This is a genomic window from Micromonospora sp. NPDC005237 (assembly GCF_040607775.1).
Lineage (GTDB): Bacteria > Actinomycetota > Actinomycetes > Mycobacteriales > Micromonosporaceae > Micromonospora.
Map to the genome: position 1 here is coordinate 772,388 of NZ_JBEXHJ010000001.1, position 25,245 is coordinate 797,632.

19 protein-coding genes are annotated in these 25,245 nt (G+C 72.0%); 13 read left to right on the forward strand and 6 right to left on the reverse strand.

What is annotated here, in order from left to right:
• The first annotated feature begins 7 nt into the window (after positions 1-7).
• On the forward strand, positions 8-3,970 hold the full coding sequence (locus tag ABZT87_RS03745) for a CARDB domain-containing protein (protein ID WP_355133405.1): 3,963 nt from the start codon (positions 8-10) through the stop codon (positions 3,968-3,970).
• Positions 3,971-4,107: 137 nt separating this feature from the next.
• On the opposite strand, the gene ABZT87_RS03750 is transcribed toward ABZT87_RS03745, so the two are convergent.
• Positions 4,108-4,551 (reverse strand): hypothetical protein, encoded by a 444-nt coding sequence (locus ABZT87_RS03750; protein ID WP_355133407.1) that lies wholly within the window; start codon positions 4,549-4,551, stop codon positions 4,108-4,110.
• 115 nt (positions 4,552-4,666) lie between these two features.
• Entirely contained in the window at positions 4,667-5,017 is a 351-nt protein-coding gene (locus ABZT87_RS03755) for a hypothetical protein (RefSeq protein WP_354856344.1), read from the reverse strand.
• A gap of 209 nt (positions 5,018-5,226) precedes the next feature.
• Between ABZT87_RS03755 and ABZT87_RS03760 the strand changes: the two genes are divergently transcribed.
• From ABZT87_RS03760 to ispG, 6 genes are all read left to right on the forward strand, one after another.
• On the forward strand, positions 5,227-6,033 hold the full coding sequence (locus ABZT87_RS03760) for a helix-turn-helix transcriptional regulator (RefSeq protein WP_355133409.1): 807 nt from the start codon (positions 5,227-5,229) through the stop codon (positions 6,031-6,033).
• On the forward strand, positions 6,024-6,224 hold the full coding sequence (locus tag ABZT87_RS03765; protein ID WP_354856341.1) for a DUF397 domain-containing protein: 201 nt from the start codon (positions 6,024-6,026) through the stop codon (positions 6,222-6,224). The genes ABZT87_RS03760 and ABZT87_RS03765 overlap by 10 nt, the downstream gene beginning before the upstream one ends.
• Before the next feature lie 190 nt (positions 6,225-6,414).
• Positions 6,415-7,056, forward strand: coding sequence for a Uma2 family endonuclease (locus ABZT87_RS03770; RefSeq protein WP_355133411.1), 642 nt, complete (start codon positions 6,415-6,417; stop codon positions 7,054-7,056).
• A gap of 146 nt (positions 7,057-7,202) precedes the next feature.
• Entirely contained in the window at positions 7,203-8,414 is a 1,212-nt protein-coding gene (gene dxr / locus ABZT87_RS03775) for a 1-deoxy-D-xylulose-5-phosphate reductoisomerase (protein WP_355133413.1), read from the forward strand.
• The gene (locus tag ABZT87_RS03780) at positions 8,414-9,664 is read left to right on the forward strand and encodes a site-2 protease family protein (protein WP_354856336.1); all 1,251 of its coding nucleotides are present in this window, start codon (positions 8,414-8,416) and stop codon (positions 9,662-9,664) included. The genes dxr and ABZT87_RS03780 overlap by 1 nt, the downstream gene beginning before the upstream one ends.
• 9 nt (positions 9,665-9,673) lie before the next feature.
• Positions 9,674-10,846 (forward strand): flavodoxin-dependent (E)-4-hydroxy-3-methylbut-2-enyl-diphosphate synthase, encoded by a 1,173-nt coding sequence (gene ispG / locus ABZT87_RS03785; protein WP_355133415.1) that lies wholly within the window; start codon positions 9,674-9,676, stop codon positions 10,844-10,846.
• 76 nt (positions 10,847-10,922) lie between these two features.
• Here ispG and ABZT87_RS03790 read toward each other — a convergent pair whose 3' ends face one another.
• Positions 10,923-11,510: a PadR family transcriptional regulator gene (locus tag ABZT87_RS03790; RefSeq protein ID WP_139586621.1), complete on the reverse strand. Its 588-nt coding sequence runs from the start codon at positions 11,508-11,510 to the stop codon at positions 10,923-10,925.
• 112 nt (positions 11,511-11,622) lie between these two features.
• Between ABZT87_RS03790 and ABZT87_RS03795 the strand changes: the two genes are divergently transcribed.
• Together ABZT87_RS03795 and ABZT87_RS03800 are read left to right on the forward strand one after the other, a co-directional pair.
• Positions 11,623-12,846: an MFS transporter gene (locus ABZT87_RS03795; protein WP_355133417.1), complete on the forward strand. Its 1,224-nt coding sequence runs from the start codon at positions 11,623-11,625 to the stop codon at positions 12,844-12,846.
• A gap of 57 nt (positions 12,847-12,903) precedes the next feature.
• Entirely contained in the window at positions 12,904-13,743 is an 840-nt protein-coding gene (locus ABZT87_RS03800; RefSeq protein ID WP_355133419.1) for a GNAT family N-acetyltransferase, read from the forward strand.
• A gap of 70 nt (positions 13,744-13,813) precedes the next feature.
• On the opposite strand, the gene ABZT87_RS03805 is transcribed toward ABZT87_RS03800, so the two are convergent.
• Positions 13,814-14,371: a hypothetical protein gene (locus ABZT87_RS03805; RefSeq protein ID WP_355133421.1), complete on the reverse strand. Its 558-nt coding sequence runs from the start codon at positions 14,369-14,371 to the stop codon at positions 13,814-13,816.
• A gap of 900 nt (positions 14,372-15,271) precedes the next feature.
• Between ABZT87_RS03805 and ABZT87_RS03810 the strand changes: the two genes are divergently transcribed.
• The 4 genes from ABZT87_RS03810 to ABZT87_RS03825 all read left to right on the forward strand — a co-directional run bounded on the left by ABZT87_RS03810 (position 15,272) and on the right by ABZT87_RS03825 (position 22,770).
• Entirely contained in the window at positions 15,272-16,225 is a 954-nt protein-coding gene (locus ABZT87_RS03810; RefSeq protein ID WP_355133423.1) for an ATP-binding cassette domain-containing protein, read from the forward strand.
• Complete coding sequence (locus ABZT87_RS03815; protein WP_355133425.1) at positions 16,222-18,456, forward strand: YhgE/Pip domain-containing protein; 2,235 nt, start codon at positions 16,222-16,224, stop codon at positions 18,454-18,456. Before ABZT87_RS03810 ends, ABZT87_RS03815 begins: the two co-directional genes overlap by 4 nt.
• 10 nt (positions 18,457-18,466) lie before the next feature.
• Complete coding sequence (locus tag ABZT87_RS03820) at positions 18,467-19,060, forward strand: TetR/AcrR family transcriptional regulator (protein ID WP_354857591.1); 594 nt, start codon at positions 18,467-18,469, stop codon at positions 19,058-19,060.
• Between the two features lie 95 nt (positions 19,061-19,155).
• A complete protein-coding gene (locus ABZT87_RS03825) occupies positions 19,156-22,770 on the forward strand; it encodes an ABC transporter ATP-binding protein (protein WP_355133427.1) in 3,615 nt (1,204 codons plus the stop codon).
• Between the two features lie 45 nt (positions 22,771-22,815).
• Here ABZT87_RS03825 and ABZT87_RS03830 read toward each other — a convergent pair whose 3' ends face one another.
• Complete coding sequence (locus ABZT87_RS03830; protein WP_355133429.1) at positions 22,816-23,883, reverse strand: NADH:flavin oxidoreductase/NADH oxidase; 1,068 nt, start codon at positions 23,881-23,883, stop codon at positions 22,816-22,818.
• A gap of 66 nt (positions 23,884-23,949) precedes the next feature.
• Complete coding sequence (locus tag ABZT87_RS03835) at positions 23,950-25,242, reverse strand: dicarboxylate/amino acid:cation symporter (protein ID WP_355133692.1); 1,293 nt, start codon at positions 25,240-25,242, stop codon at positions 23,950-23,952.
• Positions 25,243-25,245 lie beyond the last annotated feature (3 nt).

A 25,245-nucleotide genomic window follows, 5' to 3' on the forward strand; every position in this document is an offset into this window, starting at 1 on the left:
GACAGTGATGAGACGAACGAATCTGTTCAGGATGGTGGCGGCCATGGCCGCGGCCACGCTGATGGCCACGGCGGGGGCGACCGCGATCGCGAGCCCGGCCGGCGCCGCCCGCCCCGCCGCCCCGGCCAGCAGCGCCTTCGCCCCGGCCGCCACCAACCTCGCCCAGGGTCGTCCCACCCAGGAGAGCGGCCACGCCGACGTCTACGACTCGTCGAAGGTCGTCGACGGCAACGTGGGCAGCTACTGGGAGAGCCTCAACAACTCGTTTCCCCAGTGGGTGCAGGTCGATCTCGGCTCGTCGCAGTCGGTCAACCAGGTCGTGCTGAAGCTGCCGACCTCCGGTTGGGCGACCCGTACGCAGACGTTGAGCGTGCAGGGCAGCGCCGCCGGGTCGTCGTTCACCGACCTGGTCGGGTCGCAGACGTACACCTTCAACCCGGCGAGCGGCAGCACCGTCACGATCAACTTCAGCTCGGCCTCCACCCGCTACGTGCGGATCACCGTCACCGCCAACAGCGGCTGGCCGGCCGGGCAGCTCTCCGAGCTGGAGGTGTACGGCAGCGGCACGACCACCCCGGACACCACCGCGCCGAGCGTCCCGGGCAACCTCTCGTACACCCAGTCGGGCACCACCATCACCCTCAACTGGGTCGCGTCCACCGACAACGCGGGCGGCAGCGGCATCGCCGGCTACGACATCTACCGCAACGGCGCGTTCCTCCAGTCCGTCGGCAACGTGACCACCTTCACCGACACCCAGCCGGCCACGGCGACGGTGTCGTACTACGTCCGGGCGCGCGACGCCGCCGGCAACCTCTCCGGCAACAGCAACACGGTCACCCGTACCGGCAGTGGTGACACCACCGCGCCGAGCGTCCCGGGGACGCTGTCGCAGAGCACGTCGGGCAGCACGATCACGCTCACCTGGGGCGCGTCGACCGATTCCGGTGGCAGCGGCCTGGCCGGCTACAACGTCTACCGGGGCGGCAACCTGATCGCGACGCTGAGCACCGTCCTCACCTATCAGGACACCCAGCCCGCGACGGCGACCGTGTCGTACTACGTCCGTGCCCGCGACGGCGCCGGCAACCTGTCGGGCACCAGCAACACCGTGACCCGGACCGGCAGCAACCCGCCCGCCTGCACCAACGTGGCGCAGGGCAAGAGCATGACCGCGAGCGGCTCCACCTTCAGCTTCACCCCGGACAAGGCGAACGACGGGCAGCTCAGCACCTACTGGGAGGGCGCGGCGAGCTACCCGCAGAACCTGACCGTGGCGCTGGGCGCGAACCACTCGATCTCCGGCGTCACTGTGAAGCTCAACCCCGACCCGGCCTGGGGCACCCGCACCCAGACCATCCAGGTCCTCGGCCGCGACCAGGCGTCGTCGGCGTACACCAGTTTGGTGTCGGCGGCGGCCTACCAGTTCGTCCAGGGCGCCAACGTGGTGACCATCCCGGTCACCGCGACCACGGCGGACGTGCAGTTGCGGTTCACCGGCAACACCGGCGCCCCGTCCGGCCAGGTGGCCGAGCTGGAGGTGTGCGGCACCCCGGCGCCCAACCCGGACCTGGTCGTCAGCTCGGTGACCTGGTCACCCACGTCGCCCACCGAGGCCAGCGCGGTCACCCTCTCGGCCGTCGTGCAGAACATCGGGTCGGCCGCCGCCGGCGCGACCACTGTCAACTTCAGCCTGGCCGGCGCGGTCGTCGGCAGCGCCACGGTGGGCGCGCTCGCCGCGGGCGGCTCGACCACCGTGTCGTTCAACGCCGGTACGCGGCCGATGGGCAGCTACGCCGTCTCGGCGGTGGTCGACCCGACGAACACGATCGTCGAGCAGAACAACGGCAACAACAGCCTCACGGCGGCGTCGCCGCTGGTGATCGCGCAGGCACCGGGGCCCGACCTCCAGGTGCTCAGCATCGCCTCGAACCCGCCGAACCCGGCCGTCGGGGCGTCCGTCACCTTCACCGTGGCGGTCCGCAACCGGGGCACCACCGCGACCGGCGCCACCACCGTCACCCGGCTGGTGGTGGGCAGCACCACGCTCAACACCAGCACCGCCTCGATCGCGGCTGGCGCGACGGTCACCGTGGCCGTCACCGGCAGCTGGACCGCCACCAGCGGCGGTGCCACCATCACCGCCACCGCTGACGCGACAAACGTGGTGACCGAGACCAACGAGAGCAACAACGCGTTCAGCCAGTCGATAGTGGTCGGTCGCGGGGCCGCCGTCCCGTACGTCTCCTACGAGGCCGAGGCCGGCCGTTACCAGGGCACGCTGCTGGAGACCGACCCGCTGCGCACCTTCGGGCACACCAACTTCGCCAGCGAGTCCTCCGGCCGCAAGTCGGTACGGCTCACCAGCACCGGCCAGTTCGTCGAGTTCACCTCGGCCAACCAGGCCAACTCCATCGTGGTGCGCAACTCGATCCCGGACGCGCCCGGTGGAGGGGGCATCGAGGCGACCATCAGCCTCTACGTCAACGACGTGTTCTCCCGGAAGCTGACGTTGTCGTCGAAGCACAGCTGGCTCTACGGCAACACCGACGGGCCGGAGGCGCTGACCAACACCCCGCAGGCCGACGCCCGACGGCTCTTCGACGAGTCGAACGCGCTGCTGGCGCAGTCGTACCCGGCCGGCACCCGGTTCAAGTTGCAGCGCGACTCGGGTGACACCGCCTCGTTCTACGTGATCGACATGATCGACCTGGAGCAGGTGGCCCCGCCGGCGAGCCAGCCCGCCGGCTGCACCTCGATCACCGCGTACGGCGCGGTCCCGAACGACGGGCTCGACGACACCGCCGCCATCCAGCGGGCCGTGACCGACGACCAGAACGGTGTCATCGGCTGCGTCTGGATCCCCGCCGGGCAGTGGCGGCAGGAGCAGAAGATCCTGACCGACGACCCGCAGAACCGGGGTATGTACAACCAGGTCGGCATCAGCAACGTCACGATCCGGGGTGCCGGCATGTGGCACTCGCAGCTCTACACGCTGACCGAACCGCAGAACGTGGTGGGCGGCATCAACCACCCGCACGAGGGCAACTTCGGCTTCGACATCGACAAGAACACCCAGATCTCCGACATCGCCATCTTCGGCTCGGGCCGGATCCGTGGGGGTGACGGCAACGCCGAGGGCGGCGTCGGTCTGAACGGTCGCTTCGGCACCGGCACCAAAATCAGCAACGTCTGGATCGAGCACGCCAACGTGGGTGTCTGGGTGGGCCGCGACTACGACAACATCCCTGAGCTGTGGGGCCCGGCCGACGGGCTGGAGTTCAGCGGCATGCGGATCCGCGACACGTACGCCGACGGCATCAACTTCAGCAACGGCACGCGCAACTCGCGGGTGTTCAACTCGTCCTTCCGCACCACCGGCGACGACGCGCTCGCCGTCTGGGCCAACCCGTACGTCAAGGACCGCAGCGTCGACATCGCCCACGACAACCACTTCGTCAACAACACCGTCCAACTGCCCTGGCGGGCCAACGGCATCGCCATCTACGGCGGCTACGACAACTCGATCGAGAACAACCTGATCTACGACACCGCGAACTACCCGGGCATCATGCTGGCGACCGACCACGACCCGCTGCCCTTCTCCGGAACGACGCTGATCGCCAACAACGGGCTCTACCGCACCGGCGGCGCGTTCTGGAACGAGGACCAGGAGTTCGGCGCCATCACGCTCTTCCCGGCAACCCGGGACATCACCGGCGTCACCATCCGCGACACCGACATCATCGATTCGACGTACGACGGCATCCAGTTCAAGAACGGCGGCGGCAACATGCCGAACGTCGCCATCACCAACGTGCGGATCGACAAATCCAACAACGGCGCCGGCATCCTCGCGATGGGCGGGGCGCGCGGCAACGCCAACCTGACCAACGTGACCATCACCAACTCGGCCGACGGCAACATCGTCGTCGAGCCGGGCTCACAGTTCGTCATCAACGGGGGCTAGTCCCGGTCGGGGGCCGCTCCGGTGGCCCCCGACCGTTCCACCCATCGCCTGATCAACACGCTTTCACCGAAATCGGGGTGTCCGCGGCCCGCGGACACCCCGACTTCCATGAACCCGAGTCGATCAGCGCGGCCTGGTCAGGCGGTCGGCGCCGGTGCCAGGGCCGCCGCGAGGGCCTCGGCGTTTTTCTTGTCCACCCGGGGGAACGTCAGCGTGACGCCGTCCCCGCCGGCGCCGAAGGCGAGGCGCAGCAGGCTCACGATGCCCATCTTCGCCTCGGCGAGTGCGACGTGTTCCCGGGGCACCTCGCCGAGTACACCGGTGCCGGGCCCGCCGAGGAAGGTCTGCGGCAGGAAGATCAGCCGCCGGTCGGTGAGGACGACGAACTGCTTCTTGGTCCGTGACAGCGCGTGGCCCACCGCCCCGGCGCCCGCGGTGATCAGTCCCTGCGAGACGACCGTCCCGAGTCGGCCGGCCGAGAAACTGCCGACCATCGCCCGGGTCGCGCTGACCGGCTGTTCCCCGGGTTGCAGGATCGACGCCACCCGCTCGAACGCGCGCGCCTGAAGCTTCTGGTTCATGTGGTCCCCTCCGTGTTTGACCGTGATCGCCGCTGATGCTCGCGGAGCAGGACACCCCCGGGCCATCCGTCGATCAGACGCATGATCATGACGGTCGGCCAGGGTCGGCGTCGGGTCACCCGCGGTTTCGGGCCGGCCCGCAGGGGCCGTCGTGGGCGTCGGGACGCCGGCACCGGCCTGCGCCGCCGAGCCGGGCGTCACAGAACACTCGGGTACGCAGGAACTGCGCGTCCTCCTCGCTGAGCGTCGTCTCCCCGAAGTCGACGACGGCGAGGTGACCGAGCGAGTCGCACAGTGCCACGGCCAGGGCGGTGGCGTCGTCGAGACTGGTCAGGGTGGTCGGTAGGTGGACGATCCACCGTGGCGCGGTCACCGCGTCCACCGGCAGGGCCACAGCGGCCGGGCCGCACGACGCTGCCGGTCCGGACAGGGCCAGCGCAGCCCGCAGGTGCAGTACCGACCCCACCGTGCCCAGTTGCGCCGATGCCTCGGTGTCATTGGCACCAACCCGACCTGCTTGCCCATCACGTCCACCTTCCTCGTGCCTGTTCACACTCTGGTGTGGACGCGACTACCGTCGGAAGGTGGCGAGCGCCCTCAGCGCCGGGTGTGCCGATCCGCCGAGACGCGGTGATGGCTGGTGGTGACTGGTGGGCGAGATGTGGTGGAGGTGTGATGGACAGCGGCCCGGTGTCGACGCTGGAGTTTCTCGGGGCGGAGCTGCGACGGGCTCGCCGGGAGCGTGGGCTGAGCCAGGAGGAGCTGGCGCAGCGCATCAGCTACTCGTCGTCGCTGGTGGGGATGGTGGAGATCGGTCACCGCACCCCCTCGCAGGACTTCATCGCCCGGGTCGACGGGATATTGGAGGCCGGTGGGCTGTTCGAGCGACTGCTCACCCTGGTCCGGGCCGACGCCGCCCCGCCGTGGTTGCGTGAGTGGATCACCGTCGAACGGGAGGCGACCATGATCCGCTGGTTCGAGCCGTCGTTGATCCCCGGCCTCCTGCAGACCGAGGCGTACGCCCGGGCGGTGCTGCGCGGCGGGAGGATGCTGCGGGAGCCGGAGGTCGAGCAACGGGTGGGCTCACGGTTGGACCGGCAGTCGGTGCTGAGCCGGGAGCACCCGCCGGAGTTCGTGGCCGTCGTCGACGAGGCGGTGCTGAGGCGGGGGATCGGCGCACCGGCCGTGATGGTGGCGCAGTTCGAGCACCTGCTCCAGATCACCGAGCAGCCGCACGTGGACCTCTACGTCGTGCCGGCCGGGGCGGGCATGCATGCCGGGTTGGCGGGTCCGTTCATCCTGGCCCGGACACCGGACAGCGGTGAGGTCGCGCACCTCGACACCGCGGTGCGCGCGCACGTGACCGATCGCCCGGAGGACGTTGATAACCTTCAGCGCAGGTGGGAGAGCCTGCGGGGCGAGGCGTTGCCCCGGCGGGCCTCACGGGATCTCGTGCGGGAGCTGGCGAAGTCATGGACCTGACCGGTGCGGTGTGGCGCACGTCCACCCGCAGCGACAACGGGGGCTCCACCTGTGTGGAGGTGGCCACCAATCTGTCGCACCTGGTCGGCGTACGCGACAGCACGGACCGGCACGGGCCGGTGCTGACCTTCACCCCCTCGGCCTGGGCCGCCTTCATCGAGTTCACGGTGGTCAGCCAACCCTCGCGATGACCGCGCCCTGTCAGCCGCAGATCTTGGACAGTTTCCGTTCGGACCTAACGGAAACTGTCCAAGATCTATTCGTGCCGTGCGGGATGCTGCGGATCGAGCGGCGGCGGACTCGGTGTGCGATGACGTGCTGCGGGGGCTGCGGTGGCTAGGCTGACCTGAGCATGATGGTCCGCTGAGGGGGTGAGCCCGGATGGCCGAGGCAGCGTTCGCGCCGGAGCCGGCGCCGCAGCACACCGAGCCGTCGTTCGACGTGCTGCGGTGGCATGACGAGCCGTGGACCGCGCAGCTCGCCCTCGACCTGTTGCCGGAGACCAACGGCCCCAAGGTTGAGGTCCTGAGCGGAAGCGTGATCGTGACACCACACGCGGGAATCGACCACCAGTCGGTCGAGAGGGAACTGCCCTACGTGCTGCACCGTGCTGCGCGAAAGGCCGGCTTCTGGGTCTATCCGGAGATCAACGTCCTCTCCGGGGATGATCTCTTTATTCCAGACATCGTTGTGCTGCGCAGCTCCGGGGGTGGCCGCACGACGGTTCCCATCGTCGAGGCGGTGCTACTGGGGGAGATCGTTTCGCCGGGCAACCGACGCAAGGACGTGATCGACCGGCCCCGGGAGTACGCGGCTGCCGGAGTTCCGTTCTTCCTCCGGGTGGACCTGCGCAATCGGGTACCGACACTGGCTCTGTTCGAGCTGGTCAACGGGGAGTACCGGCCGGTGGCCGCCGCAGCAGCGGGCAGCACCTTCGCGATGCGCGAGCCCTTCGAGTTCTCCATCGATCCGGCCGAACTGCTGGACGAGGAGGCGGTCCCAGAAGAGTCCGGCACCGCTTGATCGACACGGTTTCGGCGATGTCGGGGTATCCGAGAGCTGCGGATAGCCCGACATCGGCGATCTGGAGTTGATCATGCCGCGAGCGCCGCGCGGCGGCGGCTGAGGCTCCCAGCGGGCGTACAGCGGCGGTGGGGGAGAATGGCCTCGTGACTTCCCCCCGCGACCTTGTTCTGCTCGGGTCCACCGGTTCGATCGGCACGCAGGCCATCGACATCGTCCGGCGCAACCCGGACCGGTTCCGGGTGGTGGCGCTCGGCGCCGGCGGTGGCAACGTCGAGTTGCTCGCCGCGCAGGCCCTCGAACTGGGCGTCGAGGCGGTCGGGGTGGCCAAGGCATCCGCGGCGCAGGACCTGCAACTCGCGTTTTACGCGGAGGCGAGCCGCCGGGGCTGGGCCACCGGCGACTTCAAACTTCCCAAGATTGTCGCCGGGCCGGACGCCATGACCGAGTTGGCGCAGTGGCCGTGCGACGTCGTGCTCAACGGCGTGGTCGGCTCGCTGGGCCTCGCTCCTACGCTGGCCGCGCTGCGCGGTGGTCGTACTCTCGCGTTGGCCAACAAGGAGTCGCTCGTGGCCGGCGGCCCGCTGGTCAAGGCTGCGGTGACGCGGCCGGGGCAGATCGTGCCTGTCGACTCGGAGCACTCGGCGCTGGCCCAGTGCCTGCGGTCCGGGTCGCGCGGCGAGGTGCGGCGGCTGATCGTCACGGCCAGCGGTGGCCCGTTCCGGGGTCGGCGGCGCGACGAGTTGACGCAGGTCACACCCGAGCAGGCGCTCGCGCACCCGACCTGGAACATGGGGCCGGTCGTCACGATCAACTCGGCGACCATGGTCAACAAGGCCCTTGAGGTGATCGAGGCGCACGAGTTGTTCGACGTGCCGTACGCCGACATCACCGTGATGGTGCACCCGCAGTCGGTGATCCACTCGATGGTCGAGTTCACCGACGGGTCGACGATCGCCCAGGCCAGCCCACCGGACATGCGGCTGCCGATCGCGCTGGGCATCGGCTGGCCGCACCGGGTGCCCGAGGCGGCCACCGCCGTCGACTGGACGGCCGCGCACACCTGGGAGTTCGCGCCGCTCGACGACGAGGCGTTCCCGGCCGTGGCCCTGGCCAAGGCCGCCGGGGAGGCCGGGCGCTGCCGCCCGGCGATCTACAACGCGGCCAACGAGGAGTGCGTGGCGGCGTTCGTGGCGGGCCGACTGCCGTTCCTCGGCATCGTCGACACCCTCGAACGCGTGTTGGAGGACGCTCCGGACTTCGCCGAACCAGGTACCGTCGAGGACGTGCTCGCGGCCGAGTCGTGGGCGCGCGCGCACGCGCAGGAGATCATCGCGGGTTCGGTGGAAGGAGCTTGATGTCGTACCTGCTCGGGGTGGTCCTCTTCGCCCTGGCCATCCTCATCTCGGTGAGTCTGCACGAGGCGGGGCACCTGCTCACCGCCAAGATGTTCGGGATGAAGGTCACCAAGTACTTCGTCGGCTTCGGTCCCACCATCTGGTCGTTCCGACGGGGCGAGACCGAGTACGGCCTCAAGGGCATTCCCCTCGGCGGTTTCTGCAAGATCGTCGGGATGACGCCGCAGGACGACGACGTCGAGCCGGGCGACGAGTCGCGGGTGATGTGGCGCTACCCGGTGTGGAAGCGCACCATCGTGATGGCCGCCGGGTCGATCACGCACTTCGCGCTCGCGCTGATCACCATCTGGATCCTCGCCGTCTCCGCCGGCCTGCCCAACCCGGACTTCCCCACCACTGACGCGCAGGCCCGCAAGGAGCCGGCGGTCATCCAGCTCAGCCCCTGCGTGGTGCCGGAGAACACGCTGCGGGAGTGCACCCCCGCTGACGCGGCCAGCCCGGCCGCTCAGGCCCAACTGCGCGACGGCGACCGGATCACCTCGATCAACGGCACCCCGATCAGCAACTACGGCGACCTGCTGACCACGCTGCGCAGTCTCAAGCCGGGCGACACCACGCGGATCGAGTACGTCCGCGACGGGCAGGCGGGCAGCACCAGCACGGTGCTCGCGCAGACCCAGCGTCCGCCCCTGGACGACCCGAAGGGCGCCGCCGCGCCGGTGGCCGCGCTCGGCGTCGGCCTCGTGCCCAGCACCCCCACCCGCGTGACGTACGGGCCGGTCGGCGCCTTCGGGGCCACCGCCGACTTCACCGGCCAACTCGCCGTCGGCACCGCGCAGGCGTTGCAGCGCATCCCGCAGAAGGTCCCCGCCCTGTGGACCGCCCTCACCGGCGGCGAGCGGGACGTGGACACCCCGATCAGCGTGGTCGGCGCCAGCCGGCTCGGCGGTGAGGCCGTGCAGAACAACGCCTGGCTGGTCTTCTTCATGCTCTTCGTGTCGCTGAACTTCTTCATCGGGGTGTTCAACCTGCTGCCGCTTCTCCCGGTGGACGGCGGCCACATCGCCATCGCCTGGTTCGAACGGGCCCGCTCCTGGGTCTACGCGCGGATCGGCCGGGCCGACCCGGGCCGGGTCGACTACCTCAAACTGATGCCCTTCACGTACGCGGTGATCCTGATCGGTGGCGCGTTCACGCTGCTCACCATCGCCGCGGACGTGGTCAACCCCATCACGCTCTTCTCAAGGTGAGTGCCTGAAGTGACCGCTATCAGTCTCGGTATGCCCGCCGTGCCGCCCCCGCCGCTCGCTCCCCGCCGGGCCAGCCGCCAGATCATGGTCGGTTCGGTGCCCGTCGGCGGCGGTGCGCCGGTGTCCGTGCAGTCGATGACCACGACCCTCACCTCCGACGTCAACGCGACCCTGCAGCAGATCGCCGAGCTGACCGCGTCCGGCTGCCAGATCGTCCGGGTGGCGGTGCCGTCCCAGGACGACGTCGAGGCGCTGCCCGCGATCGCCAAGAAGTCGCAGATCCCGGTGATCGCCGACATCCACTTCCAGCCCAAGTACGTCTTCGCCGCGATCGACGCGGGCTGCGCGGCGGTCCGGGTCAACCCGGGCAACATCCGCCAGTTCGACGACAAGGTCAAGGAGATCGCTCGTGCCGCGGGGGATGCGGGGGTGCCGATCCGGATCGGCGTCAACGCGGGCTCGCTGGACAAGCGCCTGCTGAGCAAGTACGGCAAGGCCACCGCCGAGGCGCTCGTCGAGTCGGCGCTGTGGGAGTGCTCGCTGTTCGAGGAGCACGGCTTCCGCGACATCAAGATCTCGGTCAAGCACAACGACCCGGTCGTGATGATCCGCGCGTACCGGCAGCTCGCCGAGCAGTGCGACTACCCGCTGCACCTCGGCGTCACCGAGGCCGGGCCGGCCTTCCAGGGCACCATCAAGTCGGCGGTGGCGTTCGGTGCGCTGCTCGCCGAGGGGATCGGCGACACGATCCGGGTGTCGCTGTCCGCCCCGCCGGTCGAGGAGATCAAGGTCGGCAACCAGATCCTGGAGTCGCTGGGCCTGCGCGAGCGCGGTCTGGAGATCGTCTCCTGCCCGTCCTGCGGGCGGGCCCAGGTGGATGTCTACAAGCTCGCCGAGGAGGTCACCGCCGGCCTGGAGGGGCTGCCGGTGCCGCTGCGGGTCGCCGTGATGGGCTGCGTCGTGAACGGCCCGGGCGAGGCCCGCGAGGCCGACCTCGGCGTCGCCTCCGGCAACGGCAAGGGCCAGATCTTCGTCAAGGGCCAGGTCGTCAAGACGGTGCCCGAGTCGCAGATCGTGGAGACGCTGATCGAGGAGGCGCTGCGCATCGCCGACGAGATGGGCGCCGAGCTTCCCGAGGAGCTGCGCGGGCTGGTCACCGGCCCGACCGTCACCGTGCACTGATCTCTGCTGCCTGCCGACGAGCGGCCGCCTCCCCTCGGGGAGACGGCCGCTCTTCTCGTACGGGCGCTGCCGCCTGTCACTCGGATTCGGCGAGGATCGCGTACAGCTTGCGCCGGGTCTCGTCGAGCACCTGGGCGGCCCGCTCACGCTGGTCGTCGGTGCCGTTCATCATCACCTGACGCAGGGCGTTCATCGCCTGCGCGCCGGAGTCGCGGATGTCGTGCCAACTGCTCACGGTGCCCTGGGCGACGTCCGCCCACGCCGGGGTCTGCGCGGCCGCGGTGGCCTCCGCCTGCCCGGCCTCGGTGACCGTGAACCGCTTGCGCCCACCGCTGGACTCCTCGGTGCTGGCGGCGATCACACCCTCGTCCTCCAGGAGCTGAAGGGTGGGGTAGATCGAACCCGGGCTGGGCCGCCAGGCGCCGCCGGTGCGGGAGTCGATCTCCTGGATCATCTCGTAGCCGTGCATCGGCCGCTCGGTGAGCAGGGCCAACACCGCGCCACGGACGTTGGGGCGTCGGCCCCTGCCCCGTCCGCGACCGCGTCCGCCCCAGGGGCCGCCGTGTTCGTGGCCGTGACCATGCGGGCCGGGCGGGACCGGCGGGAAGCCGAAGCCCCGCATCCGGGCCTCGTGCATCGGGTGGTGCTGTCGATGGAACCTCATGAGGTTCTTCCTCTCTTCGTACTGTCGCTGATGCATCAACGATATATCGGCAATGCATCGCCGACAAGCTCCTGTCTACAAACCGTACGTACGTCTTGTTAGAGTGTCCGGCATGCGCCTGCTCCCACCGCCCGGTCCGGCCCGGATCCTCACCCTCGGCACCCTGGTCAAGACCGTCGGGCGGGGCCTGTGGCTGGTCGCCAGCGCGCTCTTCCTCACCCGCTCGGTCGGCCTCTCGGCCACCCAGGTGGGTGTCGGCCTGACCATCTCGGCGCTCGTCGGCGTGCTCGCGAGCGCACCGAGCGGCTACCTGGCCGATCGCGTCGGGCCGCGCGGCGCACAGGTCGGCGGGCTGATCGCGGCCGGCGTCCTGACCGCCGGCCTGATCGCCGTCCGATCGTTTCCCGCCTTCCTGCTGGTCGGCGCCGCCACGGCGCTCGCCGACGCGGTCGACCGCGGCGCCCGGGGAGCGCTCATCGCCGGCGCGATCCCGGCCGACCAGCGGGTGCACACCCGCGCCTACCTGCGGGCCACCACCAACGTCGGGATCTCCGTCGGCGCCGTCCTGGGCGGCTTCGCCATCGCCGCCGACACTCGCGCCGGCTACCTCGCGCTGATCCTGACCACGGCGGCGGCGTCGCTGGCCGCAGCGGCGATCTCCGTCCGGCTGCCCACCGTCGCACCCGTCGCCGCCCCGACGCGAGGACCCCGGCTGGTCGCCCTACGGGACCGCCCGTTCCTCGCCTTCACCCTGCTCGACGGGCTGATGTCCATGCACTTCAGCCTGCTCACCCTCGCTCTGCCGTTGTGGATCGCCGGGCACACCACCGCACCGGCCTGGATGATCTCGGTGTTGACGCTTGTCAACACCGCGCTGGTGGTGCTCCTGCAGGTACGCGCGGCACGCAGCGCCGTCACCCTGCCGGGGGCCGCCCGCGCGTCCCGCCGGGCGGGGGTCGTCATCGCCCTGGCCTGCGTACTGTTCGCCGCCAGCGGCGCGCTGCCCACACCGGGCGCCATCAGCCTGCTCTGCTGCGGGTCGTTGGCGCACGTGATCGGGGAGCTGTGGCACTCCGCCGCCGGATGGGGGATCTCCTTCGGGCTGGCGCCCGCCGACGCGCAGGGGCAGTACCAGGGGACGTACGGCATGGGTTACGAGCTGGGCAAGATGCTCGCGCCCGTCGTGGTGACCAGCCTCGCCCTCGGTTGGGGCGTACCGGGATGGCTCGCGCTGGGTGGGCTGTTCCTCCTGCTCGGTGCCCTGGTGCCCCCGGTCGTCCGGTGGGCCGGCCGGACCCGTCCGACCAGCCCGGTCGCCGAGCCGATGACCGTGTGACGGCGGGCTCGCCACTCGGCCGGCGGGGCGGGGGGTCGATCTGGCAGGCTGGTAGTCGTGCTGACGGTGCCGGTACGGCAACTGGGGGAATCGGAGCGCCGCGCGGTCGAGCGCCTGCTCGACCGTGACCCGTTCGCGGGCGCGCAGGTCGCGGAGCGCATCGCCGCGCGCGGGCTCTCCTGGTGGCGCGCCGAAGGGCGGATCCTGGGGTACGGCGCCCGGCGCAACCTCGAATCGCTGTGCTGGCTCGGTGGCAACCTGACGCCGGTGCTCGCCAGCGACGCCGCCGTGTCCGCCTTCGCCGACCTGCTCGCGGGGGAGGAGCGGCTCTGCTCCTCCATCGTCGGCCGCGCCGACGCCGTCCTCGGCCTCTGGGACCGGCTCTCCGACACATGGGGCCCGGCCCGCGACGTCCGCCCCAACCAGCCGCTGCTGGCCACCGACACACTGCCGGCCGTACCGGCCGATCCAGAGGTACGCCGCGTCCGCTCCGGCGAGGTCGACCGGCTCTTTCCGGCGGCGGTCGCCATGTACACCGAGGAGGTCGGTGTCTCCCCGCTCGCCGAGGACGCCGGCCGCAGTTACCGCCGCAGGGTCAACGACCTGGTCCGCGCCGGCCGCGCGTACGCCCGGTTCGTCGACGGCAAGGTCGTGTTCAAGGCCGAGCTGGCCGTGGTGACCAAACGGACCGCCCAGGTCCAGGGCGTCTGGGTCGCGCCGGAGTGGCGGGGCCGCGGCATCGCCGCCGCCGCGATGGCCGCCGTTGTACGCGACGCGCTGCTCCGGGTCGCCCCCACGGTCAGCCTGTACGTCAACGACTTCAACCTGCCGGCTCGTCGGGTGTACGAGCGCTGCGGCTTCCAACCGGTCGGCACACTCGCCACCGTCTTGTTCTGACCCGAGCCGGGGCTGGGCATGCCAATGGCCGGCACCCCGGGTTCGGGGTGCCGGCCATTGGTTCGTGCGGTCAGCTGTTCCAGTGCTGGCCAACCAGGTCGGTGGCCTGCTGCTCCCACTGGGCGTAGGCGTCCGGGTAGGCCGAGACCTGCACGGTCTGCGCGGCCTGGGTCAGGGGCATGTCCTGCCAGCCGTCGACCTGCTTGAGGCCCTTGAGGAACGCGGTGGTGGAGTACTCGGGGTTGGTGATCTGCTCCGGGGTGCCCCAACCACTGGAGGGGCGCTGCTGGAACAGACCCAGCGAGTCGTGGTCGTTCATGTCGCCGAGGTGGCCGAGGTTCTCCAGCTTCGATTCCTGCAGGCTCGTCGCGATGGAGATGACCGCGGCGCGTTCGGGCAGGCCGGCCTTCTTCGTGGCGGCGATGATCGCCTTGGCGTCGGCGGTCTGCTCGTCGTTGAGGCTGATGTGCGACTGGTTGCCCTGCGGCTTCGACACGGTCTGCACGGCCGCGACGGGCTTGGCGTCAACAGCGGGGTTGGCGTGGGCGGCGATCGGGCCGGCGAAGACACCACCGGCGAACGCGAGACCAGCAACGGACAGCATGCTCTTACGGAAGATCGTGTTCATGGGGGTAGCTCCTTCGGGGGTAGGAACACCACACGCCACCACCGGGGGTGGGTGACGCGGGTGTGAGCACCTCGTCGGGCGCTGCACTATCAAGCGGGGAAAGTTTGGGGGCGGCCTACGGGCTGATCGCTCGTGGCGCCGGGGGCGGCGGCCTGCGAGCGGGGGGCTCGTGGCGCCGGGACCGTGTGTAACGACCGTCGGGCCGGGGTCATTCCCGGGGCGGGCCGCGAGTGGGGCTCGTGGCGCCGAACCGTGTGTAACGGCTGCCGGGCCGGAGTCATTCCCGGGCCCTCACCGGGGCCAAATAGCGGACCCCGGGGGCGAGCCCACGGTCGTTCGGGGGTCTGCAACGACCCGGCCGGGCCGGCCATTCCCATCCCGGTTGAGCGGGCGGGGCGGCTGGCCGTGGTCCTGCGATCGTCAGGGTATGTAACGAACCCCGGCCCGCCACGATTCCAGCCCACGGATGCGACCGGTCACACCCCGACACCGCCCGGAAGCGGACATCTCACCCCCGACGGCCGCCGGGAAGCGGACATCCCGCCCCGACGGCCGCCCGGAAGCGGACATCTCACCACGGCGGCCGCCCGGAAGCGGACATCTCACCACGGCGGCCTCCGGGAACGGTCATCTCGCCCGGTCGACGCGATGGACACGGTCGACGGGGTGCGTCCGGGCGGTGATCGACTCGGGATCGCCGATATCGGGGTGTCCGGGACGGGTTGACACCCCGACATCGCCGATCTCGTGTTGATCAAGCCGGAGCGGCGGAGCCGCCCGGTGGCACGCATCCACGCTCCCGTGATGACCGGGATCACGCGTCCCAGACGGGCGCGAACCCGACCATCACGCCTATGCTGGGTCATGTTTTTAGACCGACCAGTCAGTACAGTGATCGGGGTGGGCGTCGTGGTCGTCGAGGCGAGGGGTCTTGGCCTGCGTACCTCTCGGGGGTGGGTTTTTCGGGGTGTCGACCTTGCGGTCAACGCGGGTGAGCTGCACGCGATCGTCGGGGCGCCCGGTAGCGGACGGACCTCTCTGCTCCTCGCCCTGGCGAACCGCTTCCCCACGAGCGAAGGGCAGTTGGAGCGCCGTGCGGTGGCGGCGCTCGGTCAGGTGGCCGGGGTGCACGAGCCCGACCCGGAGCTGACGGTCGCCGAGCACATCTCGGAACGACTGTCGCTGCTCGGGCGGCGAGCTGACCGTGCCGGGCCGACGGCCCTTCGTCCCGGTGCGGCAGGCGAGTTCCCGGCTGCCGAGCTTGCCGACGCTGCCGAAGCCGAAGCCGAAGCCGAAGCCGAAGCCGAAGCCGAAGCCGAAGCCGAAGCCGAAGCCGAAGGCCAAGCCGAAGACGAAGGCCAAGCCGAAGCCGAAGGCCAAGCCGGAGGCGGAGGCGGGCCCGACCGACGGTCGACGGGTCGTCGAGGGATCTTCGGGAACGGCACGGTGGGCGGTCGACCGACTGGCCGGCGCCGGTCGCCGAGGCAGGGCCGGCGGGACGCGGTCGCCGCCGTGATCGAAGGCGCCGGACTGGGCACGGACGTCCCGCTCGACCCGGCCAGCCGAGGACGGGACTTGACCCCGGTGCAGCGCCAGATACTCGGGCTGGTGCTCGCCACCCTCGCGGGGCCGGGGTTGATCCTCGCCGACGACATCGACGCGGGTACGGACGGCGCGGACCGCGCCCTGCTCTGGGACCTTCTCGGTCGACTGACCGACCGGGGCATCGCGGTGGTGGTGACCGCCCGCGAGGTGGAACCGCATTCGCCGTCGATCGTGCACCGACTGGGCCCACCCGAAACCGCCGTTGCCGTCGGGGCGGCTGCCGACCAGTACACCGAGGTGAACCGATGAGTGTTGTCCGACTGGCCTGGTTCGAGTTGCGCCGGATGACCCGGGGCCGGCTGCCGCGCGCCGCGCTGGCCGTGCTGACCGTCGTGCCGCTGCTGTACGGGGCGCTCTACCTCTACGCCTTCTGGGATCCGTACGGGAAGATGGACCGGATTCCGGTCGCCCTGGTGAACGCCGACCGGCCGGCGACGGCCAGCGACGGGTCGGTGGTGCACGCCGGGCAGGACCTGACCGACGAGCTGATCGACCGCCGGGTGTTCGGCTGGCAGGTCACCGATGCCGAGGACGCCGACGCGGGGTTGCGCAGCGGCCGGTACCACCTGGTGTTCTCCATTCCGGCGGACTTCTCGGCCACGCTCGCCGCGAGCCCCGAGCCCGGCCAGCCGGCCCATCGGGGCGAGCTGAAGGTGGTCAACGACGACGCCACCAACTACCTGTCGGGTCTGCTCGCCCGTTCGGCGTTCAGCGAGATCCGGGCCGCCGCGGCGGAGAGCGCCGCGTCCGGTTACTTCGCCCGGATGCTGGTGGGCTTCACCGATGCCAAGGCCGAGACGGGTCGGGCCGCCGACGGCGCCGGTCAGCTCGCCGACGGGCTGGGCAGCTCCGAGGCGGGCGCGGGTCGGATCGCCGACGGGTTGGACAGCTCGGCCGACGGTGCCGGACAGGTCGCCGACGGGTTGGACAGCTCCGCCGCCGGGGCCGGCCGGCTCTCCGCCGGCCTGGACGCGAGCGCGCGGGGCGCCGACGAATTGGCCACCGGGCTGGATCAACTGCGGACCGGCGCCGCGCAGCTCGCCGACGGCACCGCGCGGGCCGCGACGGCGACCCGCGCGGTGGCCAGCAGGGTGGACGGTGCGGCCGCGAGGATCGAGCCGGTCCTGCGGGAGAACGCCGAGCGGATCGAGCGGTCGGCGACGGCCATCGCCGACGGGGCGCAGGCGCTCGCCGACGGCCTGGACGCGCTGCCGCAGCGTGCGCAGAAGGCCCAGGCCCAGGCCCAGGTGGTGCGCGATCGGCTCGACGCACTGGTCGCCGCGCACCCGGAGTTGGCCGACGATCCGGATGTCGTCGCCGCGAGGGCGGCCGCGGTGGCCGGAGTCGAGGCGGCGCGGTCGGTGGTCGGTGGTCTCGACCAGGCCGACCTGACCGCGCTGCGCGAGCGGATGAGCGCGGTGGCCGCCACGGCGCGGCAGATCGCCGCCGCGGCGCCGCACCTGGCCGACGACGTGGCCGCCGCGCGGAGCAAGGTCGACGAGCTGGCGGCCGGGCTGGGCACCCTCGCCGACGGCAGCGCCGAGCTGCGCGACGGTCTCGGCGACGCGGCGACCGGGGCCGCGCAGCTGCGCGGCGGGCTGTTCCGCCTGGCCACCGGGGCCCGCGAGCTCGACGGCGGGCTCGACCGGCTCAGCGCCGGCGGCGACCGGCTCGCCGACGGCCTGATCCGACTGGAGAGCGGCGCCGGCGAGTTGGCCTCCGGGCTGACCCGGCTGGGCGGCGGGGCCGGCGACCTCGCCGACGGCCTGGCCGACGGCGAGAAGAAGATTCCGGGGTACGACGACGCGGACGCCCGCTCCGGCATCCTCGGCGATCCGGTGTCACTGGACCGCTCGGCCCGCCACCCGGCCGGCTCGTACGGGGTCGGCTTCGCGCCGTACTTCCTCGGTCTGGCGCTCTGGGTCGGCGCGATGATCACGTACATGCTGCTGCGGCCGGTCAACCGGCGGCACGTCATGTCCGGCGCACCCGCCTGGCGGGTCGCGCTGGCCGGGTTTCTGCCCGCCGCGGCGGTCGGGCTGGCCCAGGCCGGTGTGCTCTTCACCGTGGTGACACTGGTGTTGGGGCTGGCCCCGGTGCACCCCGCCGCGACGCTGGGTCTGCTGGCGCTGGTCTCGCTCGCCTTCACCGCGATCATGCAGTGGCTGGGCGCCCAGCTCGGCCCCGCCGGGCGGCTCGCCGCGCTGGCCCTGCTGATGCTCCAGCTCACGTCCTCGGGCGGCACCTACCCGGTCCAGACCTCGCCCGGCTTCTTCCAGGCGATCCACCCCTGGTTGCCGATGAGCTACGTGGTGGCGGGGCTGCGGCACACCATCAACGGCGGCCCGGCCGGCCCGGTGGTGACGGCGGCGCTCGTGCTGCTCGGCTTCGCGGTGGCGGCGCTGGCCCTGACCGCCGGCGCGGCCCGTCGCTCACGCCGGCTCACCCCGGCGAAGCTGCACCCCGAGCTGACCATGTGAGGATGGGCCGGTGACGGACGGACGGTCGAGGCGGCGGGAGGACACGCGTCAGCGGCTCTTCGTCGCCGCGGTGGACCTCATCGCCGAGCGCGGTTTCTCCGCGACCACGGTGGACGACATCGCGGCCCGGGCCGGTGTCGCGAAGGGCACGGTCTACTACAACTTCGAGTCCAAGACGGTGCTCTTCGAGGAGTTGTTGCGCCACGGCATCGGCCTGCTCACCGCCGAGTTCCGGGCGGCGGTCGCCGGGCAGCCGCCGCGCGCCGCGCTGGCGGCCCTGGTCCGCGCCGAACTGGAGTACATCCGCCGGTACCGGGCCTTCGCCCAACTGCTGCTGTCGGAGATGTGGCGGACCAACCGGGAGTGGCAGCAGACGTTGCGGCTGTTGCGCGGTGAGGCGATCGCGGTGATCGCCGAGACCGTGCGGGCCGGGGTGGACAGCGGGGACCTGCCGGCCGATCTGGACGTGCCCACCGCCTCCTCGGCGCTGTTCGGGGTGGGCCTGGTGGTGGCCGTGGACTGGCTGGTGTTCCAGCCCGACCGGCCCATCGCCGACGTGCAGGAGGCGCTGCTCGGCATCGTGCGCCGGGTCGCTCAGACCTGACCGCAAGTCCTGCTCAGGGCGGGTAAATCGGTTGAGTCGACGGGGCTGCTGCCGGCACGCTGGGTGTTCCGCCACCCACGTCCGGAGGAACTCCGATGCGCCTGCTCCGTGATCTGTGGGGCACCTCGCCGCGCCGTCTGACGCTCGTGGCCGTCCTGATCGTGCTCGGCGCCGCCGGTCAGGCGGGCGCGTCGGCGCTCGCCGGCGCCGTGCTGGTACACCGGTCGACGAGCTCCTTCGCGGTCCTGGCCGCGGCGCTGGCCGCCGTGGTGCTCAGCGATCTCGTGGTGAGCCTGTTGATGGCCGGGCTGACCGCCGACTGGTCCGCGGACGTCCGTCGGCGGCTCTGCCGGGTCGCGCTCGGGCAGGACCTGCCGAGCCTCGAGACCACGCCGGTGGGCGAGCTGCTCGACCGCATCGACGGGGACGTCTACCAGGTGGCGTCGGCGGTACGTAACCAAGGCTCGCGCCTCGCCCAGGGGCTCTGCGTCGGCCTGCTGTCGATGGTGGTGGCGCTGGCCGTGTGGTGGCCGGCCGGGATAGCGATGCTGCTGCTCACGGTGCTGCTGGGGGTGGGGCTGCGCCGGCCCACGGCGCGGATCGGCCCCGCCCGGATGGTCGAGGAGGAGGCCTGGTCGGACCTGGCCGCCGTGATGGAGGAGGCGGTGCACGGTCAGGACGACGTGCGGACCAGCCTGGCCCAGCCGTACGTGCTGCGGCTGTACGCCCGGCGCGCCGCCGCCGTGCTGTCCCGCGGCCACCGGGTCTGGGTGCTGTCCGCCCGGGTGGCGACGGTCGCCACCGCGACGATCCGGGCCGGCGTCGGCGTGGTGGTGCTCGGCGGCGCCTGGGCCCTGGCCACCGACCGGGTCGACGCCGCCCGGCTCACCGCGATCTGGCTGCTCGCCCTGGCCTTCGGGGCCACCGCCGAACACGTCAGCCGGATGGTGCCCGAGCTACAGGAGGCCCTCGGCGCGTGGGCCCGGGTGCAGTTGCTCCAGAAGGCCCGGCAGGAGCCGGTCGGCGGGGCCAGTCCGGCCGAGGGTGACCTGCGCATCCGGGACCTGACGTTCGGATACGAGGTGAGCGGCCCGGAGAGCGGGCGGGGTCCGGCCCTGCGCGGGCTCAGCCTGACCTTCGCGCGCGGCCGGTCGTACGCCCTGATCGGGCGTACCGGGTCGGGCAAGTCGACCCTGGCGAAGGTGCTCACCAGGGCCGTGGACGTGCCGTCGGGCACCGTGTTCCTCGGCGGCACCGACCTGTGTGACCTCGACGTCGAAGAGCTGCGCCGCTGGGTGGCGCTGGTGCCGCAGCGCACCGAGATCCTGGCCGGCACGCTCGCCGAGAACGTCGCGCTCTACGACCCGGAGCTGCTCGACGCCGCCGCCCGGGCGTTGGACGAGCTGGGCCTGGCCGGCTGGATCGCCGAGCTGCCCGACGGGTTGGCGACCCGGCTGGGGGAGGGCGGGCACGTGCTCTCCGCCGGCCAGGAGCAGTTGGTGGCGTTCGCCCGGATCCTGGTGCGCGATCCGCACGTGGTGATCCTGGACGAGGCCACCGCGCGGCTGGACCCGGTGACCGAGGCGCGGGTGCAGCGGGCCACCGAACGGCTGCTGCGCGACCGGATCGGCATCGTCATCGCCCACCGGCTCTCCTCGGTGCGCCGCTGCGACGAGGTGGTGGTGCTGGCCGACGGCGCGGTGGTCGAGGCCGGCCCCCTGGAGACGTCGACGCGCTTCGCCGAGCTGCTGGCGACCAGTCACGCCGCCGTGTACGCCGGCGGGGCGTCGGCGTTCCGGTCCGGCGGCGGCACCGACCTGCTGACCGGCCCGCAGAACGCCGGTAGCGACCTGCTGACCGGACCGCAGACCGCCAGCACCGACCTGTTGACCGGCCCGGACGCCGCTGGCGCCGACCTGTTGACCGGCTCCGAGACCGCCGGCACCCGGCCGGGCGCTGGTCCGGTCGGACCGGCCGTGACGGGTGAGCCGGGCCCGGCGGCGCGGGCCGAGCCGCCGCCGTTGCCACCGACCCCGCCGGCCCGCACGTTCCGGGAGATCATCCGGCTCTGCACCAACGACCCTCGGTACGGCGCGGCGGCGATCGCGCTGTTCCTCGGGCTCAGTCTGCTCGGGCTGGACGGCCCGCTGCTGCCGTGGCTCTGGGCGGACCTGGTCGACGGGACCGGCAGCCCGTACCTGCCGGCGCTGGGCATCGTGGCCGGGCTGCTGGTCACCCTGCCGCTGCCGTACTACACCCACGTCTGGTTCCCGCACTGGTGGGTGCGGCAGATGCTGCGGATCGGCCTGCGTCTGGTGCACGGCCAGACCGGCCCGCGCCGGGTCAGCTCGCACACCCCGGCCGAGGTCGTGGCGCAGGGCGGTGACACCGAGCGCGTGGTGCAACTCGCCGACAACGTGCTCGACCAGTCCGTCGCGCTGGTCCTGGTGGTCGCCATGACGGCGGTCACCGGCAGCGTCGTACCGGGGCTGTTCTTCCTCGGCACGATGGTCGTCTCCGGACTGGCCGCGACGCTGTTCGGTCCGAAGCTGGAGCGTGCCGCCCGGGCGACCGTGACGGCGCGGGCGGCGTTCGCCACCGCCCTGGTCTCCGCGCTCTCCGCGGCGCGGACGGTGAAGCTCGCCGGCGCCACGGCGGCGGTGCTGCGTCACCTCGCCGTCCTGGACGCGCTGCGCAGTGACCGGCAGCGACGGGAGATCTCCGTGCAGGTGTGGTCGCGGTCGACGCCGTCGGTGGCCAGTGGCCTGCTGCCGATCGGCGCGTGGGCCCTCTACCTGGGCGGCGAGCTGTCGGCCGGCGCGGTGCTGGTGGCCGTCTCCACGCTGGGCGCGGCCCGGTGGTTCGCCTGGACCACCGCGTCGTTGATCTCCCAGCTGCCGTCGGCGCGGGTGTGGACCCGCCGGACGGTGGCGATGACTGGCGTGGGCGCGTACACGGCGGCGGTGCCGGCGGTCGACCTGGCCGCCGGGACCGCGCCCGCGCCGACGTCGCCGCCCCGGCACCCGCTGCGCCGGTTGGAGCTGCGCCGCTTCTCGGTGGTGCACTCCGACGGCACGGTCGCCGTCCGGGACGTGGACCTGACGGTGCAGCGCGGGCAGTTGGTGCTGGTCGTGGGGCCGGTCGGGTCGGGCAAATCCTCGCTGCTGCGGGCGCTGGCCGGCATCGTGCACCACACCGGCGAGCTGTCGTGGAACGGCGACCCGGTCACCGAGCCCGAGCTGTTCCTGCGCCCCAACCAGGTCGGCTACGTCGGCCAGTTGCCCCGGGTGCTCTCCGGCACGGTGGCCGACAACATCGCGCTCGGCCACCAGGTGGACGCGGCCGGCGCGGTCAGCACCGCCCAGCTCGACCACGACCTGGCCGCCGCCGGCGGTGGGCTGGGTCTGCTCATCGGGCACAAGGGCACCCGGCTCTCCGGCGGCCAGCTACAGCGGCTGGCGCTGGCCCGGGCGCTGGCACCGCGTACCGAACTGCTGGTCGCCGACGACGTGTCGTCGGCGCTGGACGTCACCACCGAGCTGGCGCTGTGGCGGGCGCTGCGGGCGCACGGGGTGACCGTGGTCGGGTCGACCGCGAAGCGTGCCGCGCTGGTCCGCGCCGACCACGTGGTGGTGTTGCACGCCGGGGCGGTGGCGGCGCAGGGCACCTGGCGGGAGCTGGAGGGCGACTGGTCGCACCTGGCCGGCTGACGTTCGGGCGGCTGCCGGCAACGGCAGCCGCCCGACCGGCGGGAATCACCAGGCGCGGGCGTACTGGGCGGGTCCGCTGTACGCGACGCCGAGCTTCGCGGCGGCGCGGCGCGGCCAGTACGGGTCGCGCAGCAGTTCCCGGCCCAGCAGCACCAGGTCGGCCTCGCCGTTGGCGACGATCTGCTCGGCGTGCTCCGGCTCGACGATCAGGCCGACCGCGCCGGTCGGCACGCCCGCCTCACGGCGAATCTGGGCGGCCAGCGGCACCTGGTAGCCGGGGCCGAGCGGGATGCGCTGGTCCGGGCTGACGCCGCCGGAGGAGGCGTCCACCAGGTCGACGCCGACGCCGGCCAGCTCACCGGCGAGCACCACGCTGTCCTCGACCGTCCAGCCGCCCTCGACCCAGTCGGTGGCGGAGATCCGGGTCAGCACCGGCACGCTCTCGCCGACCGCGGCGCGCACGGCGCGGGCGACCTCCAGGGTGAGCCGCATCCGGGCGGCCCGGTCGCCGCCGTACGCGTCGGTGCGGTGGTTGGTCAGCGGCGACAGGAACTCGTTGAGCAGGTAACCGTGCGCGGCGTGGATCTCCACGGCGGCGAAGCCGGCGGCGAGGGCCCGCTCGGCGCCGACGGCGAACGCCTCGACCACCCTGGCGATGCCGGCCGCGTCGAGGGCGGTCGGCGTCCGGTAGCCGGGCGTGAACGGCTCGGACCCGGGGGCGACGGGCGTCCAGCCGCCCTCGGCGTCCGGCACTCCGCCGCGCTCCGGCGCCCACGGCCGGTAGGTGGAGGCCTTGAAACCGGCGTGCGCGAGCTGGACGGCCGGCACGGCGCCGTGGGCGGCGACGAACTCGGTGATCGGTCGCCAGGCGTCCACGTGCGCGTCGGACCACAGCCCGGTGTCCTGCGGGGTGATCCGACCCTCGGGGAGTACGGCGGTCGCCTCGGTCAGCACCAGCCCGGCCCCGCCGACCGCGCGGCTGCCGAGGTGGATGAGGTGCCAGTCGGTGGGCAGGCCGTCCGGTCCGGCCGAGTACTGGCACATCGGCGCCATGGCGATCCGGTTGGGCAGGGTGACCCCGCGCAGGGCCAGGGGAGTGAACAGGGAACTCATCAGGTCATCCTCTCCGAAACGGCGACGGACCCCGGGTAGAGGGGCCCGTCGCCGTGCAGTGACTTGTCAGGCAGGGACGGGGCTGAGCTCGGGCCGGGTGTCGGCGACCGGCTCCGGGTCGACGAGATCCCGGCGGCCCGCGGACTCGTACGCGGCCCGGTCGAGGGTGCCCTCACGGGCGGCGACCACGGTCGGCACGAGCGCCTGGCCGGCCACGTTGGTGGCGGTACGGATCATGTCCAGGATCGGGTCGATGGCCAGCAGCAGGCCGGCGCCGGCCAGCGGCAGACCCAGCGTGCTCAGGGTGAGGGTGAGCATGACGATCGCCCCGGTCAGGCCGGCGGTGGCCGCCGAGCCGACCACCGAGACGAACGCGATGAGCAGGTAGTCGGTGACGCCGAGGTGCACGCCGAACACCTGCGCCACGAAGATCGCGGCGAGGGCCGGGTAGATCGCGGCGCAGCCGTCCATCTTCGTGGTGGCGCCGAACGGCACCGCGAACGAGGCGTACTCGCGCGGGACGCCGAGCCGCTCGACGGAGCGCTGGGTCACCGGCATGGTGCCCACCGACGAGCGGGACACGAAGGCCAGCTCGATCGCGGGCCAGGCGCCGGCGAAGAAGCGCAGCGGGTTGAGCCGGCCGGCGAGGATCAGCACCAGCGGGTAGACCACGAACAGCACGATGGCGCAGCCGACGTAGACGGCGGTGGTGAACTTCGCGAGGGGTGCCAGCAGGTCCCAGCCGTACGAGGCGACGGCGTTGCCGATCAGGCCGAGGGTGCCGATCGGGGCGAGTCGGATGACCCACCACAGGGCCTTCTGCACGATTTCCAGCAGCGAGCGGTTCAGCGCCACGAAGGGCTCGGCGGCGTCGCCGACCAGCAGGGCCGCGGCACCCACCACGAGGGCGAGGAAGACGATCTGGAGGACGTTGCCCTCGACGAACGCGCCGACCGGGTTGGTGGGCACGATGCCGGTGAGGAAGTCCGTCCAGGAGCCGGTGTTCTTGGGCGGGGCCGCGCCACCCAGGTCGAGGCTCACGCCGCGGCCCGGGTTGACGAGCAGGCCGAGGCCGATGCCGATGCTCACCGCGATCAGTGCGGTGATGCCGAACCACATCAGGGTCTTCAGCGCGAGCCGGGCGGCGTTGGCCACGCCGCGCAGGCTGACCACGCTGACCACGATGGCGGTGAAGACCAGCGGCGGCACGGCCAGCTTGAGGAGCTGGATGAAGAGGCTGCCGACGGTGTGCAGGGTGCTGGTCAGCCAGCTCAGGTCGTTGCTGCGGGCCAGGAAGCCGAGCGCGACGCCGAGCACGAGGCCGAGCAGGATCTGCACAGAGAACGGAATTTTGCGCAGGCC

Excerpts from the sequence above, each read along its gene's own strand:
- ABZT87_RS03745 (WP_355133405.1), top strand. The coding sequence starts at position 8 with ATGAGACGAACGAATCTGTTCAGGATGGTGGCGGCCATGGCCGCGGCC.
- ABZT87_RS03750 (WP_355133407.1), bottom strand. The coding sequence starts at position 4,551 with ATGAACCAGAAGCTTCAGGCGCGCGCGTTCGAGCGGGTGGCGTCGATC.
- ABZT87_RS03760 (WP_355133409.1), top strand. The coding sequence starts at position 5,227 with ATGGACAGCGGCCCGGTGTCGACGCTGGAGTTTCTCGGGGCGGAGCTG.
- ABZT87_RS03765 (WP_354856341.1), top strand. The coding sequence starts at position 6,024 with ATGGACCTGACCGGTGCGGTGTGGCGCACGTCCACCCGCAGCGACAAC.
- ABZT87_RS03770 (WP_355133411.1), top strand. The coding sequence starts at position 6,415 with ATGGCCGAGGCAGCGTTCGCGCCGGAGCCGGCGCCGCAGCACACCGAG.
- ABZT87_RS03780 (WP_354856336.1), top strand. The coding sequence starts at position 8,414 with ATGTCGTACCTGCTCGGGGTGGTCCTCTTCGCCCTGGCCATCCTCATC.
- ABZT87_RS03790 (WP_139586621.1), bottom strand. The coding sequence starts at position 11,510 with ATGAGGTTCCATCGACAGCACCACCCGATGCACGAGGCCCGGATGCGG.
- ABZT87_RS03795 (WP_355133417.1), top strand. The coding sequence starts at position 11,623 with ATGCGCCTGCTCCCACCGCCCGGTCCGGCCCGGATCCTCACCCTCGGC.
- ABZT87_RS03805 (WP_355133421.1), bottom strand. The coding sequence starts at position 14,371 with ATGAACACGATCTTCCGTAAGAGCATGCTGTCCGTTGCTGGTCTCGCG.
- ABZT87_RS03815 (WP_355133425.1), top strand. The coding sequence starts at position 16,222 with ATGAGTGTTGTCCGACTGGCCTGGTTCGAGTTGCGCCGGATGACCCGG.
- ABZT87_RS03825 (WP_355133427.1), top strand. The coding sequence starts at position 19,156 with ATGCGCCTGCTCCGTGATCTGTGGGGCACCTCGCCGCGCCGTCTGACG.
- ABZT87_RS03830 (WP_355133429.1), bottom strand. The coding sequence starts at position 23,883 with ATGAGTTCCCTGTTCACTCCCCTGGCCCTGCGCGGGGTCACCCTGCCC.